This is a genomic window from Paractinoplanes rishiriensis (genome assembly GCF_016862375.1).
GTDB classification, from domain to species: Bacteria; Actinomycetota; Actinomycetes; order Mycobacteriales; family Micromonosporaceae; genus Actinoplanes; species Actinoplanes rishiriensis.
Window position 1 is genome coordinate 1 of record NZ_BOMV01000087.1, and the last position, 14,248, is coordinate 14,248.

11 protein-coding genes and 1 tRNA gene are annotated in these 14,248 nt (G+C 68.4%); 8 read left to right on the forward strand and 4 right to left on the reverse strand.

Annotation, left to right across the window (positions count from 1 at the left end):
- Positions 1 to 140 precede the first annotated feature (140 nt).
- The 4 genes from Ari01nite_RS40015 (at position 141) to Ari01nite_RS40030 (ending at position 2,419) form a co-directional block, all read left to right on the forward strand.
- The gene (locus tag Ari01nite_RS40015; protein WP_203788517.1) at positions 141 to 338 is read left to right on the forward strand and encodes a hypothetical protein; all 198 of its coding nucleotides are present in this window, start codon (positions 141 to 143) and stop codon (positions 336 to 338) included.
- A 242-nt stretch (positions 339 to 580) separates the two neighbouring features.
- Entirely contained in the window at positions 581 to 1,171 is a 591-nt protein-coding gene (orn, locus tag Ari01nite_RS40020) for an oligoribonuclease (RefSeq protein ID WP_203788519.1), read from the forward strand.
- Positions 1,172 to 1,266: 95 nt separating this feature from the next.
- Positions 1,267 to 1,342 (forward strand) — tRNA-His (locus Ari01nite_RS40025).
- Positions 1,343 to 1,429: 87 nt separating this feature from the next.
- Positions 1,430 to 2,419 (forward strand): hypothetical protein, encoded by a 990-nt coding sequence (locus Ari01nite_RS40030; RefSeq protein ID WP_203788522.1) that lies wholly within the window; start codon positions 1,430 to 1,432, stop codon positions 2,417 to 2,419.
- Positions 2,420 to 2,440: 21 nt separating this feature from the next.
- On the opposite strand, the gene Ari01nite_RS40035 is transcribed toward Ari01nite_RS40030, so the two are convergent.
- Positions 2,441 to 4,534 (reverse strand): sigma-70 family RNA polymerase sigma factor, encoded by a 2,094-nt coding sequence (locus tag Ari01nite_RS40035; RefSeq protein WP_239163421.1) that lies wholly within the window; start codon positions 4,532 to 4,534, stop codon positions 2,441 to 2,443.
- A gap of 344 nt (positions 4,535 to 4,878) precedes the next feature.
- Between Ari01nite_RS40035 and Ari01nite_RS40040 the strand changes: the two genes are divergently transcribed.
- The 4 genes from Ari01nite_RS40040 to Ari01nite_RS40055 all read left to right on the forward strand — a co-directional run bounded on the left by Ari01nite_RS40040 (position 4,879) and on the right by Ari01nite_RS40055 (position 10,433).
- The gene (locus Ari01nite_RS40040) at positions 4,879 to 6,315 is read left to right on the forward strand and encodes a pectinesterase family protein (RefSeq protein ID WP_239163422.1); all 1,437 of its coding nucleotides are present in this window, start codon (positions 4,879 to 4,881) and stop codon (positions 6,313 to 6,315) included.
- Positions 6,312 to 7,796, forward strand: coding sequence for an RICIN domain-containing protein (locus Ari01nite_RS40045; RefSeq protein WP_239163423.1), 1,485 nt, complete (start codon positions 6,312 to 6,314; stop codon positions 7,794 to 7,796). Before Ari01nite_RS40040 ends, Ari01nite_RS40045 begins: the two co-directional genes overlap by 4 nt.
- A gap of 139 nt (positions 7,797 to 7,935) precedes the next feature.
- Positions 7,936 to 9,207, forward strand: coding sequence for an O-antigen ligase family protein (locus Ari01nite_RS40050; RefSeq protein ID WP_203788526.1), 1,272 nt, complete (start codon positions 7,936 to 7,938; stop codon positions 9,205 to 9,207).
- Positions 9,208 to 9,329: 122 nt separating this feature from the next.
- On the forward strand, positions 9,330 to 10,433 hold the full coding sequence (locus Ari01nite_RS40055; protein WP_203788528.1) for an acyltransferase family protein: 1,104 nt from the start codon (positions 9,330 to 9,332) through the stop codon (positions 10,431 to 10,433).
- Positions 10,434 to 10,515: 82 nt separating this feature from the next.
- Here Ari01nite_RS40055 and Ari01nite_RS40060 read toward each other — a convergent pair whose 3' ends face one another.
- From Ari01nite_RS40060 to Ari01nite_RS40070, 3 genes are all read right to left on the reverse strand, one after another.
- Positions 10,516 to 12,552, reverse strand: a complete 2,037-nt coding sequence (locus tag Ari01nite_RS40060) for a cellulose binding domain-containing protein (RefSeq protein ID WP_203788530.1) — start codon at positions 12,550 to 12,552, stop codon at positions 10,516 to 10,518.
- A 206-nt stretch (positions 12,553 to 12,758) separates the two neighbouring features.
- On the reverse strand, positions 12,759 to 13,166 hold the full coding sequence (locus Ari01nite_RS40065) for a hypothetical protein (protein ID WP_203788532.1): 408 nt from the start codon (positions 13,164 to 13,166) through the stop codon (positions 12,759 to 12,761).
- 182 nt (positions 13,167 to 13,348) lie between these two features.
- A complete protein-coding gene (locus Ari01nite_RS40070; protein ID WP_203788534.1) occupies positions 13,349 to 14,179 on the reverse strand; it encodes a S1 family peptidase in 831 nt (276 codons plus the stop codon).
- Positions 14,180 to 14,248 lie beyond the last annotated feature (69 nt).

Genomic DNA, 14,248 nt, shown 5'->3' on the forward strand with positions numbered 1-14,248 from the left:
CCCCGGCGAAGGCGACCCCGGCGAAGGCGACCCCGGCGAAGGCGACCCCGGCGAAGGCGACCCCGGCGAAGGCGACCCCGGCGAAGGCGAAGGCGACCCCGGCAAAGGCGAAGGCGACCCCAGCAAAGACGACCCCCACCATGGCGAAAGCCACCCCACCCGACGGCGGCCTGTCCAGCTACCGGCGGGAGGCGGCCGAGTTGTTCGCGGCCTCCGCTCAGCGGCGCCGCCGCCGTGCGATCGCCGATCCTGGACCGATCGTGGAGATCGAGGAGGCACCGTCCACCGCGCCGGCACGGCGCCGCCGGCCCGCGCCGGGCATGTCGGAGCTGGACTGAGGAAGAACACACAACTGTTGAAGAAGCAACCGAAAGGGCCCTCCACGCTGCCGACGTGGAGGGCCCTTTACCGGGGGAACGGAGTAACCGAAGGGGGGCTTCGTCCGTTAAGACCAGTTTAGCCCTCGAACCACCAAACTGGAAGTCCCGGCTCGAAAGCGGACAAAGCGGCGATCGGGCCCGGATGGGTGGCGGGGCGGGACAGCGAAGCGATGTCGGGTACTCGGGCGTAGGCTGTCGGCGTGGCTGATCTTCTGGTGTGGATCGACTGTGAGATGACCGGTCTGGATCTCGGCAAGGACAAGCTGATCGAGGTCGCGGCGCTGGTCACCGACCCCGAGCTCAACGTGTTGGGCGAGGGCATTGACCTGGTCATCCATGCCGATGACGCGGCGCTCGACGCGATGCCCCCGGTGGTCCGGGACATGCACGCCAAGTCGGGCCTGACCGATGAGGTCCGGCGCTCGACGATCACGATGTCCGAGGCCGAAGAGCAAATTCTGGCGTACGTGCGGGAGCACGTCCCCAATCCCCGCACCGCGCCGCTGTGTGGCAACTCGATCGCCACCGACCGCGGGTTCCTGGCGCGCGACATGCCCGCCCTCGACTCGCACCTCCACTACCGGATGATCGACGTGTCCTCGATCAAGGAGTTGTGCCGGCGCTGGTACCCCCGGGTGTACTTCGGCCAGCCGCCCAAGGGCCTCGCCCACCGGGCCCTCGCCGACATCCGGGAAAGCATCCGTGAGCTGGAGTATTACCGGCGCACGGTCTTCGTCCCGCTGCCCGGCCCGGACGTCGAGGCGGCCAAGGCCATCGCCGCCGAGTTGTAGGTCACCCGTCCGGGTCGGCAACCCGCTCGACGACCCTGCGGGGGTTCCGGCTATGATTGCCCGGCACCACGGGGAGAGTTTCCTGTGCGCGCATGGTGGTCGTAGCTCAGCTGGTAGAGCACCGGGTTGTGGTCCCGGGTGTCGCGGGTTCAAGTCCCGTCGATCACCCCACCTGCACGAGGCAAGGTCCGGTCAAGTGACCGGGCCTTTGCTGTAGGTGAGGTGGGCGCCAGCCGTGTGATCCACTAACCTGCCCTGGTGCTTGGACCTAGCGGGCGGCAACTGCCCGAACTCTGCGCCGATCTGTCGGCAGCCGTGCTGCGGCTCGACGAGCGGGCCTCCACCGAGTGCTTCGCCGCCGTGGTGGAGCGGGTCACGCAGGCCGACGAGGCGGAGCTCACCGCGGGCGTGGCCGGGCTGGTGCCGGCGCTCGAAGGCGTCGCCATCGGCAACGGTGGCCTGCTGGCCGGACTGGTCGCTGGTCTGATCGAGGCGGGCGCCGATCCGCGGCCGGTGCTGCCGGCCCTGGTCGCCCGGGTGGCGGACGGCTTGGAGCAGGCCGCCGTGTACGAGGCGCTGGCCGAGATGGCCGGCGAAGGGCTGGACAACGACGAGGTCGAGGCGCTCACCCAGGCCCGGTTCACGATCAACGGCTGGCTGCCGGGGCTGCTGGTGCCGCTGCAACAGAAACGAGCCCGGCTGGCCCTGCCGCAGCGGGACCGGCTGACCAGCGCGACGGCCGCGGTGGTCGGCCCGATCGAGGACGCGGCCTGGCTGCTCGGCCTGCTGCTCGTGCTCGACGACGAGCAGATCGTCGTGGTGCACCGGGAGACCGGCCGGGCGTACGAGGTGACCATCGCCGGCGTCGGCGACAACTTCCAGCTGCACACGCTGCTGGCCGCGGTGCTGGTCGGCGACCCGGACGACGGCTACCTGCCGGGCGAGTCACCGCCGCCGGAGTGGGTGGCGGCCGCGGCCACCGGCGAGATGGCACCGCCCGGCGGTATCACCGGTCAGTTCCAGCTGGTCGACGCGGCCGGTACCGACGTGAGCCAGGGCCGTCCCGCCGACCTTCCGCCGGTGGCCGAGCGCCGGGTGGTCGTGCTGGACCGCCCGGCGGTACGGCGTACGTGGAATGTGGGTCGGGTCTTTCCGTTGATGTCCCCGGAGATCAACGTCGACCGGGCGTTGCCGGCGGACGAGGCCGCGCGATGGCTGGAGCTGATCCGGCCGCAGTCGCCGACGTAGCCACCGGCGGTGCCGCCGCGATCAGCCGGGGCCGGCCATCGATGCGCCCACGCCGTTGCCGGTGACCAGGAACGCGGTCCGGGGGTACCGCCCATCGGCTTGGCGCGGGCCGATCGCCTCGGCCGGGTCGGTGGAGCGGAAGGTGTCGGCGCTCCAGCCGTCCAGTTGCCAGCTGTTGCGGCTCTGCGACGACGTTGCGGAGAGTGAGATCGTGCCGCGGCCGTTGTCGATGGAGGCGTTGGAGCGCAACACCGCGATCTCGGAGCGTAGCCGGAAGCCGTCGCCGCCGTTACGGAAAGCGGTGTTGTTGGTCAACTCGAGTGCCGCGTTGCCGCCCTCGTCGCTGAAGCCCTCGCCGACGTTGTCCCAGGCCGCGTTGTGCCGCAGCCGGTGCGCACCGGCGATCACCGGGTCGCCGCCGCCGAGCACGAAGCCGTTCTTGGCGTTGCCGAACGCCCAGTTGTACTCGAACGAGATCCCGCCGGCGAACTCACCGGTGTCGAAGCCGGCCGGCCCGTTGTCGTACGCGCGGTTGCCCCGGACGAGGTTGCCGGTGCCGTCGCCGAACATGACGCCGAGCCCGATGCCGTTGCCGAAGAAGTCGCTGTCCAGCACCTGGTTGCCGCTGGTGCCGGGGTCGCGCAGCAGCAGGCCGGAACGCGCGTTGCCGTGCATCGACAGGCGGCGGAAGACGTTGTCCCGGCACGCGCGGCACACGTACGGGTGACTCTTGGATTTGGTCACCTCGAGCCCCTGCACGGTCCAGTTGGTGGTCCGCTGCACGATCGCCCACTCCTCGGCGGGAACGCCCGACGCGTCGATGATCACCCGCTCGTTGCGGTAGTTGCTGAGCACGATGGGCTTGTCCGCGGTGCCGTTGGTGGTGATCTCGATGCCCTCGGTGGGTCGGTAGGTGCCGCCACGCAGCGCGATGGTCTGTCCGGGCTTCACCACCGAGACCGCTTTACCGAGGGTGGCGTACGGCTTGCGGGACGTGCCGTCGCCGGAGTCCGAACCGTTCGGCGCCACGAAGATGTTCGCGTTCTGCACGCCGAGGCCGGCCACCTCACGGCTGGTCGGGGTGGGGCTCGCGCTCGGGCTGGCCGATGCGGTGCCGCCGCCCTGGACCCGGCGCGCCGTGCCCGGCGCGGCCGATCGGGTGAGGGTGGGTGCGACCACGACCGTCTCGCCGCCGGGTGGGAGCGTCTCATAATAGACCGCGTACGCGACCCCGCCGCCGACCGCGACAGTGGTGGCAGCCGCCGCGGCCAGCGTCTTCTGCTGCACGAGGCTGAGCAGGCCGGCCTTCGTCGCCGGACCGGCCGCGTGCAGCGCCGCCACCATGCCCACCGGCACCGGCAGAGCGGCCATGCCGAGCAGCAGCTCCTCGGGTGCGACCAGGCCCTCCCGGCGCGGTTCGCATTGCGGGCACTCGCGGACGTGCCGCACCAGACGCTTGCGCCACAGTGGATCGGTGGCCCCGTTCCAGCGGCGCAACTGGTCGGTCAGCACCGGGCAGCGGGGCCTGGCGCGCAGCGCCCGGACGATGCCGCGGGCCGCGTCCAGCTGGGCCTTCATCCGCTGCACCCGGACCGCGGCGTGCTTGGGCTGCACCTCGAGGGCGGCGGCCAGCTCGGAGCGGGTCAGCTCACCGCTGGCCTCCTGCCACCACAGCCCCAGCAAGCGGCGGTCGGCGTCGTCCAGCCAGCGGGCCGCCTCGACCAGCTCGCGTCGCTGGTCGGCGACGACCAGTTCGGCCGCGGTGTGGTCGGCGAAGTCGCCGCGCGGGTCGGGCACCTCGACCGGGTCGGCCACACTGCGCAGCCGGGTGACCTTCTTGGAGCGCAGGTAGAGCTGGATCTGGCGGTACGCGATGGCGATCAGCCAGGATCGGAAGCGGTCCGGTTCACGCAGCGCCGGCAGGCCGCGGATGGCGCGCAGCATGGTTTCCTGCACGACGTCGTCGACGTCCGGGTGACCGCCGAGAGCCCGGCCGATGATGTTGTAAATCAACGACAGATGTTCGGCGACCAGCTCGTCGAGGGCGCCCGAACTGCCTGCCTGGGCGTCCCGGACGAGCCGGGCGACGTCCGTCGTGATCTGACTCTGTGTCACCGCACGCCCTCCCTCACGTGGTCGCGCTGCCGAGACCGGCCCGCGGACCGGGACATAGGCGACTGTCGCTCACCCATTGCTCCCATGACGTGTGAGGGGAGTGGCATGAACTGCGACAACGGAAGCCGAGCCGTATCGTGACACGCCTCTCCCGAGGCTGTAAAGCAAGCGCCTCCGAATTAATTTCTGAGGTTTCTGTTGTCGGTCCATCGCTGGGGCGTCTACCAGAGTACCGCCTGTCCCCGAGGCGGTTTCACTCAGCGTGACGAAATTGGGAGCGCTCCCGAACCCAGCGTCACGTCTCGTGCGAGAGGATCGGGAAGTTGAAGGCTAGACGTCTTTTGGTGTCTGCTCTGGCGGTCGTCGTCCCCGCGACTGCCGCCATCGTGTACTCGGTGCTGCCGTCCGCCGCGGCCACCACCCCCGTCCCGAACGGGATCTACACCCTGGCATCCGGGTCCAGCGGCAAGTGTGTCGACGTGGCCGGCAAGTCGACCGCCAACAGTGCCCTGCTGGTGCAGACCGCGTGTGCGAGCGGTGCCACCAACCAGCAGTGGAAGGTGCAGGGCTCGAGCTCGTTCAACCTGGTCAACGGCAACGGCGGCCGGTGCGTCGACGTGCCGAGCGCCTCGGTCGTCTCGGGCACCCAGTTGCAGCAGTACGGCTGCGGCGACGGCACCAAGACCAACCAGCTGTGGACGTTTGCGGCCTCGTCCGCCGCGGCCGGGAAGTTCCTGGTCAAGAGCGTCGCGACCGGCCTGTGCGTCAGCAACAAGGACGGCTCGACCGCGGGTAACAACCCGATCGTGCAGGAGACCTGCTCGGACATCTCGCGGATGCAGTTCTCGTTCAACTACGTCGCGGGTCCGACCACGCCGCCGACCGCCGCACCGACCACGAACCCGCCGTCCGGCGCGCCGACCGTGGCCAAGGACGGGACCGGGCAGTACTCGACCGTGCAGGCCGCGATCGACGCGGTGCCGGCCAACAACACCACCCGGCGGACCATCACCATCAAGGCCGGCACCTACCGGGAGATCGTGACCATTCCGGCGAACAAGCCGTTCGTCACGCTCCAGGGCCTCGGCTCGACCGCGAACCAGACGGTGATCGTCAACAACCACAGCTCGGCCGGCGGCTACGGCACCTCGGGCAGCGCGACGGTCTTCGTCAACGGCAAGGACTTCGTCGCCACCAACCTGACGATGTCGAACGACTACGGCGAGGGCAGCCAGGCCGTGGCGGTCAACGTGAACGGCGACCGGGCCGTGTTCCGGAACGTCCGGTTCCTCGGCGCGCAGGACACCCTGCTGCTCAACAACTACCGGTCGTACTACGTGAACTCGTACATCGAAGGCACCGTCGACTTCATCTTCGGCGGCGGCACCGGCGTGTTCAACGCCTCGCAGATCTACGAGAAGCGCTCCACCGGCGGACCGATCACCGCGGCCAAGACCGACGCGGCGAACACGTACGGCTTCCTGTTCTACAAGTGCACGATCACCGGCGCGACCAACAACACCACCCAGCTCGGCCGCCCGTGGGGCCAGGCCGCGCAGGTGCTGTACCGCGAGTCGAACCTGAGCGCCACGATCAAGACCGCGCAGCCGTGGACGGACATGTCCGGCAACGTGTGGAAGAACGCGCGGTTCCTCGAATACAAGAACACCGGCTCGGGCGCCGGCACCAACAGCAACCGGCCGCAGCTCTCGGACTCGCAGGCTGCCAACTACACGCCGCAGAAGTACCTGGCCGGCTCGGACGGATGGAACCCGCTGTGAAACTGAAGACGAAGCTGATCGGTGCGGCCGCCATCGCGGTCGCGGTGCCCGGCGCGGTGATCGCGGTGACGATGATGCCGTCCGCGGCGGCCACCGCCCCGGTCGCGAACGGGATCTACACGCTGGCGTCCGGCTCCAGCGGCAAGTGCGTGGACGTGGCCGGCAAGTCGACGGCCAACAGCGCGCTGCTGGTGCAGACCGCGTGTGCGAGCGGCGCCACCAACCAGCAGTGGAAGGTGCAGGGCTCGGGCCAGTTCAACCTGGTCAACGGCAACGGCGGCCGGTGCGTCGACGTGCCCAGCTCGTCGACCGTCTCGGGCAACCAGCTGCAGCAGTACGGCTGTGGCGACGGCACCAAGGTGAACCAGCTGTGGACGTTCTCGCCGTCCACCGCGGCGTCCGGAAAGTACCTGGTCAAGAGCGTGGCGACCGGCCTGTGCATCAGCAACAAGGACGGCTCGACGGCGGGTAACAACCCGATCGTCGAGGAGACCTGCTCGGACATCTCGCGGATGCAGTTCTCGTTCAACTACGTGTCCGGTCCGACCACCGGTCCGACGGCCGGTCCCACCACGACCCCGCCGAGCAACGGCGGCCGTACGTGGTCCAACACTGCGGACGGTTTCGCCCAGGGCACCACGGGCGGCGCGGGCGGCACGACCGTGACGGTGAGCAACTACGCCGACCTGCTCAAGTACGCGACGGCGTCGGCCGCGTACGTGATCCGGGTTTCCGGGACGATCACCTATCCGACCTACGGCGACGAAATGCGGGTCACCTCCAACAAGACCATCGTCGGCGTCGGCACCACCGGCCGGATCAGGAACGGCGGCTTCTTCCTCAACACCGGCGTCCGCAACGTCATCATCCGGAACCTGACCATCGGCGACACCGCCATGGCCTCCGACGACCCCGACGACAAGGACTTCGACTACGACGGCATCCAGATGGACACCGTCTCGAACGTCTGGATCGACCACAACACGTTCACCAACATCAACGACGGCTACATCGACAGCCGCAAGGACAGCACGAACATCACGGTGTCCTGGAACAAGATGGGCGACCACAACAAGACGTTCGGCATCGGCTGGACCACCAACGTCACGGCCCGGATGACGATCCACCACAACTGGATCTACAACTCCAACCAGCGCAACCCCAGCGCGGACAACCTGCAGTACGCGCACCTCTACAACAACTACCTGCAGAACTGCACGTCGTACGGCAACTACGCCCGCGGCGGCACGAAGATGGTGATCGAGAACAGCTACTTCGAGAAGGTCAAGGACCCCTTCTACTACGACACCGGCGGCCTCAAGCAGACCGGCAGCATCGTGGTCAGCTCGTCCGGTCAGCAGGAGACGGGCGGCTCGACCTTCACGCCGAGCAGCTTCTACAGCTACACGCTCGACCCGGCGGCCAACGTGCCCAGCCTGGTCAAGACCTACACCGGACCGCAGGCCAGCATCAGCATGTAAAGCTTCGCTGAGAGGGGGTGGGCCGGCCGGAGACGCACACTCCGGCCGGCCCCGCTGCATTCACCACCAGCACCGGCCTTCTACTCGCACATCTCAATGTCATCGTCGCCGAGGTACCGACGTCGTTACGCTCGTCGGAATGGGGCTGCGTCTGTCCGGTGCCGCTGACCAGCCCAAGCCGACCATCGTGGTCATCGGCCTCGCATTCGTGGCGACGTTGGCCGGCCACTTCACGCTCGACCGGCTCGGCCTGACGATCCCGGTGCTCAACGACTCACGGGTGCTGCTGTTCTCCGCGCTGCTGATGGCATTTGCCCTGGAGGCTACCGCCGCCGCCCGCCGCCCCGGCTCACGTTTGACAAGACTGGGCACCGCCCTGGGCACCCGGCGCAGTCTGCATCCGGTCCTGCTCCTGTTCGGATACCAGATGCTGTCGGCGTGGTGGGCCCCGCCCGGCGCCGTCCTCAACGACGTCCTGACCGATCTGGTGGCCGCGACGGTCCTGGTGTGCGTCTATGCCGCGCTCGCCGAATGGGACAGCGACCGGGTGGTCCGCATCACCCTGACCTGCCTGTACGGCGCGGCCTGGCTCTACTTCCTGTATGCCGCGTCCGGCAGAGGCCACACCGCGAGCGGTCGTTGGGCAGCCTTCGGCGGCGGTCCGAACGTCTTCGTTCGCGTGATGATCCTCGGCATGCTGGCCGCCGTGTACCTCTACTGCCGCAGCGGCGATCGCCTGTTCTGGCTCATCGGCGTGCCCCCGTTCCTGGTGGGCGCTCTGGCCTCCGGCTCGCGGGGCGGCCTGATCGCCCTGGGCATCACCATTGTCATAGCCCTGCCCAGGCTCTGGCCGGTCCTCTGGTCTCGCCGCTTCGTCCGCGCGCTGCTCCTCTTCGTCGGCATGGGGGCCGTCTTCTGGTACTTCGTCGGCGAGACCGTGGTGGCTCTGACCCAGAACCGCTTCGCGGTCGCCACCCTGGAGCAGCGCTACACCTCGGGCCGGGACGTCCTGTACGAGGAGGGCCTGATCGTCTTCGTCGAGCATCCCGTTTTCGGCGTGGGCGTACACGGTTTCTCGGTCGTCGCCGACGTCGGCACCGCCGGAGTTTACGTACACAACCTCCCCTTGGCGGTAGCCGCTGAGGGCGGGGTGGTGGGTTTGATCCTCCTGGTGGCCGCCTTCGCCGCTCTGCGCCGTGAGTATGCCCGGGTCCCCTACCCGCAGCGTTCCCTGGAGGCGAGGACTGCCGTTCACTGCGGCATTGTCATCGGTTGCGCAGGGCTCTTCTCCGGCGACTACTACGACTCCCGCCTGATGTGGATCTTCTTCCTCCTTGCCGCGATCCGCCCGTCTGCCGGTCACCGGCTGGAAACGCCACTGGCATCGCGCGATCACCGAGCAATTAATTAGAAATATTCTATTATACTCCTGATAAGGAACTAATAGGGCGTATGGTCACGCGGGCTCATCCCGTGTGCCGTACACACGCAACCTGATTGCCCCGGTCAAGCGGCCGAGGCGGGAGTGCTTCGATGCTGTCCGTCAGCGGTGAACGGGACCAGCCGCGGCCCCCGGCAGGCGACCGGCCGCGGCTCGACTCGCTGACCAGCTTGCGGTTCTTCGCCGCGGTCGGTGTCGTGTGCGTGCACGTCGTGGGGACGTTCCCGACGGTGGGCGCGGTCCACCGCGGGGCCGAACTGGGGTACACCGGCGTGTCGTTCTTCTTCGCGCTCTCCGGCTTTGTGCTGACCTGGTCGGCTCGCCCCGGCGATGCCCCGCGGGACTTCTACGCGCGGCGGTTCGCCCGGATCTGGCCGGCACATGCGGTAGTCACCTTCGCCACCATCCCGGTGGCGTATCTCGTCGGTGACCGTCCGGTGTGGGTCGCCATGCCGTTGGTGCTGCTGTTGGTGCATGTCTGGGCTCCGCCGCCGAGCTGGCATTACGCGTTCAACGGGCCGTCCTGGTCGCTGTCCACTGAGGCGTTCTTCTACGCGCTGTTCCCGTTCCTGATCGGGGCCGCGACGTGGCCGGCCGCCCGGCTGAGGCGTGCCGCCGCGGTAGTCGTGGCATCGCTGGTTTTCGGTGCTCTCGCCGTCGTCCTCGTCGTGCCCGACACCGCATGGGGCTTCCTGCTGTACCTCAACCCCGCCTACCGCATCGGCGAGTTCATCCTGGGCATGGGGCTGGCGTTGGCGATGGGACGCGGGTGGCGGCTGCGCTGCCCGATCGCCGTGCCGGTTGCCGCCGTCGTGGTGGTGTACGCCGCCGTCGCCTGGCTCGAGCCGCGCGACAGCGAGGGGCAGATCCCGCGGGTGCTGGCCGACTCGGCGCTACTGCCGGCGTTCCTGGCTGTCATCGCCGTCGCCGCGGGCTCCGATGCGGAACAGCGCCGGTCGTTGCTGCGCAGCCGCTGGCTCGTGTGGCTCGGCGAGCGTTCATTCGCGCTGTACCTGGTGCACGCCTCGGTCATCGAGCTGCTCGCGGCAGGGCTCGGCGGCGGACCGGTATCTCCGGGCCGGTGGCTGGTGATCGCGGTCGGCGTCCTGGCCGTTTCCGTCGTGGTGGCCAGCCTGCTGTTTGCGGCCGTGGAGCGCCCCGCCGAGCGGTGGCTACGCCGCAGGCTGACTCTCTGACGCGGTGTCCAGAGGGCTGAAGGCCTGCGGCGCGCCGCCCTGGTCCCGAGGGCAACGCGCCGCAGGCGCTGGTGAACGGTGGTCAGCCGGCGGCGCAGACCGATCCGTTCAGGGTGAACGTCGTGGGCGGCACGTTAGGGCCGCTGTAGGAACCGACGAACCCGATTGACGCCGTTCCGCCGTTTGCGGCGATCGGGCCGTCGCCCGTCACCTTCACGGCCGTTCCGGTCTGGGTCCAGGTTGCGCTCCAGCCGCCGCTCACGCTCTGCCACGTGGTGGGCCAGGTGAAGTCGAGCGTCCAGTTGTTGATCGGGTTGGCGCTCGTGTTGGTGATGTCGACCGCGGCCACGTAGCCGTTGCCCCAGTCGTTGGTGTTCGCGAACTTCACCTTGCAGGAACTGGTGGCGGGGGCGCCCGTCGTGAAGGTCAGCGGGACCGACGACCACGACTGGTTACCGGACGCGTCGCGGGCCAGCACGTTCACCGTGTAGCGGCGGCCGGGCTGCAGGTTGCGGACCGTGAACGACGTGCCGCCGGTTTCGCCCAGCTGCTCGCTGACCGCACCGTTCGCGCGGTAGACCTCGTACTTCGCCGCACCCGACGCCGCCGGCCAGGAGATCGTGGCGCTCCGGTCGGTCACCTCGCTCACCGTCGGCTGGCCCGGTGCCTTGGGCGCGGTGCTGGCCGCGGCCGCCGGCTTCAAGGTCAAGAGCGTGAGGGAGTACGGCGGAAGCGTGCTGGCCGATCCGGCGGTGGAGATCGCGGTGCCGCCGTTCGCGTAGGTCAGCACGGTCGGCGCGGCGGACGACGGCGTGTAGCCGCGGTAGTCGATGTCGACCTCCTGGGCATTCTCCGGGTCCTTGTTGAGCAGCAGGACCGTGAGATCGCCGTTGGGCCGGCGGGCCGCGTGCGCCGCCACCAGCGCGTTGTTCGTGCCGGCCCGGACCATCTGGTCACCGGGCTGCACAAACGACGACAACAACTTCAGGGCGTGGTACGGGGCGAACGGCGTGTTCAGCGGCGGCTGGCAGACCGTGTTGTCCTCGTTGCAGTTGCCGCTGGAGAGCAGGCCGTAGTCGTGGTAGTCGGTCTGGCCGGCCACCTCGGTCACCGGGCCCATGCCGTTGTGGACGTTCCACCACTGCACCGTGAAGACGCCGTTGGCCAGCAACCCGCTGTACGCGTCGGCCAGGAACAGCGCGCCCGGCTGCGTGTTGCGGCCGTGCTCCACGTTCGTCTCGGTCATGCTGATCTTGATCCGGCCGGCGTTGGCGCCCGCGTACGTGTCAATCTGCTTCTGCAGGAGGTAGACGGCGTCGCCGATGTGCTCGGTCCTGGTCAGGCCCTCGGCAGCGTTGCCACCGCCGGGGTACCAGTGCACGTCGGCGAAGTCGATGTGCGGGCCCGCGATGCTCAGCACCGTCTGGTTCCAGGACGCGGTGTCGCCGGTGCCGACGATGCCGTCCGGCCAGTTGCCCGGCATGGTGAGCACGGCGCCCACCTTGATCGTCGGGTCGATCGCCTTCATCGCGGTGCTGTACGCGATCACCTCGTTGGCGTACCCGGCCGGCGACTTGTCGTCCCGGTTGTCCGCCTCCCACGCCGAACCGTAGTGCCCGTTGCCGTAGTTCTCGTTGCCGATGGTCCAGTACTTCGCGCCGTACTTCTTGGTGATGTTGGCGTACTTGACCCAGCCGGCCGCCTCCTCGGCGGTGCCGGTGCCGTAGTTCGCGATGATCATCGGCTCGCCGCCGGCCCGCTTGACCCCGGACATGAACGTGTCGAAGTCGGTGTTCGGGGCGACGTAGCCGCCGGGCGCGGTGTGCGTCTCCCAGTGGTAGATGTCCGCGTACGAGCCGCCCGGGTAGCGCATCATCCGGACCCCGGCGCCGGACAGCAGGTCGGAGACGGCGTCGGAGCCGAGCGTGGTGTCCCAGATGGCGTGGTTGACGCCGAGGGCGGTGGTGGGGACGGTGGCCAGTCCGGCGCGGGTGTTGACGATGACGGACACCGGCGCGGGGGCGGCGAATGCGCTAGGCATCGGCGAGCCGGCCAGGGCGGTGGCGGCGGCGAGCAGGGCAGCGCCCAGCGCGACGCGACGGGGAATCGCGGTTTGCATGGTTCTCCAGCGGCTTTCGGCGGAGCACAAAGGAAATGGGGATTTGGGAGCGCTCCCATATTGAGTGCCGTGGAGATGAGTGTCAATACCGCAAAGTATTCAAGAAACTTCCTGGGAGTATGCTGTGAGTATTCCCATTTGCCAAGAAATGCGACGAGGGCCGCACCCGTGATGGGGTGCGGCCCTCGCCTGTGGTGACGGGAGGATCAGCGCTTCTTCTGGTTCCAGTGCGGGCCGCCGCCCGGGAAGCCGCCGTGGCCCTGGTGGTGGTTCGGTCCCCAGTTCCCCGGGAAGCCGTGGTGGCCACGGTTGTACTCCGCGATCAGCTTCCATGCGGTGCGGTGGAAGCCGACCCGGACCGGGACGCAGCGGTAGTCGTCCCAGCGGTTACGCCACTCACCGGCGTTGCCGATCCGGTGGCAGGTGATCCGGCTGCGGTAGACGCCGATCACCCGGTCCCGGCCGAACCGGTCCTTCGACGCGGCCGCGGTCTTGCTCTCGGCCGACGGCGTGGCGGGCGCGGCGTTGGCGGCCGACGCGGCACCGATTCCGATGGTGGTGCTGGCGGCGAACGCCAATCCCGTCATAGCAATGAAGCGGGTTACTTTATTCATCGATTCACCTCTTCGTGTCCGGATATTGCCGATGTGATGATCATAGGAAATTCGCGGCATTTGTCCGGCCGGAAACGCAAACACGATTAGGTGAATACGCATGTGCCATATTTCGATTCACATGACAAAGGTCCGGCGGGAAATGCCCGCCGGACCTGCGGTGATTCCTCCGAATGGACGAGTCAGGTTGTCGGTTTGGTCAGAAGACAGCCCGGCTTGGACAAACTGATCGTCCGGCGCCAGGTCAGGCAGGTGTTGAACCAGTACGTCTGCTGGCCGTAGGTCTGCCCGAGGTAGGCGGAGGTGGTGCCGTCCGGTGCCACCTCGCACGGGTTGTTCAACGTGCACATCGCGCCGTTGTCGTTGCCGGTGTTGTTGATGCCGACGATCTGGCCGGTGGTGGCGTCGACGACCGGTGAGCCCGAGGTGCCGTGGATGGTGTCGCAGTTGACGTCGTACCGGATCGAGTCGCGCCAGGTCCAGACGTCCTCGCGCAGCGTGCGCACGAAGCTGTCGACCTTGCAGGTCCAGACCTCTTTCCAGTAGCTGGACGGGATCGCGATCGAGGCGCCGGGCGCCGGGCGGCGCTTCGCGATGGTCAGCGCGGTGGCGCCGTACTTGCGGCGCAGGCTCGCGTAGCTCGAGGTGAGCCGGTAGAGGGCCACGTCGGTGCCGGTCATGGTGGCGTACAGCAGGCGATCCGCCTGGACCGTGCCGACCGTGGCGCCGGTGCTGTCCAGCAGGTTGCCGGTGCGGCTGCTGGCCTGGTTGAGCAGCACCTGTCCGGCCCGCAGGAAGCCGCCCTCGAAGCAGTGCCCGTTGGTCAGCAGCAGGGCCCGGTCGGTGATCGCCGAGGTGGGGAAGCGGACCAGCGAGCCGGAGCAGTTGTTCAGCGCGATCGTCGAGGCCAGCGTGGGTGCGGCGACGGCCTGTGCGGGCGCGGATGCGGCAATGATGCCGGTGGCGGCCGCGACCGCTGCGATGCCGGATGCCAAGAGCCGTCGTAGACGCATGAGATGGTTCCCTCCGCTGGTGTTTCTCCGCGTCCGTACCCTCGCATCGAGATTGACAAGTGTCAATAA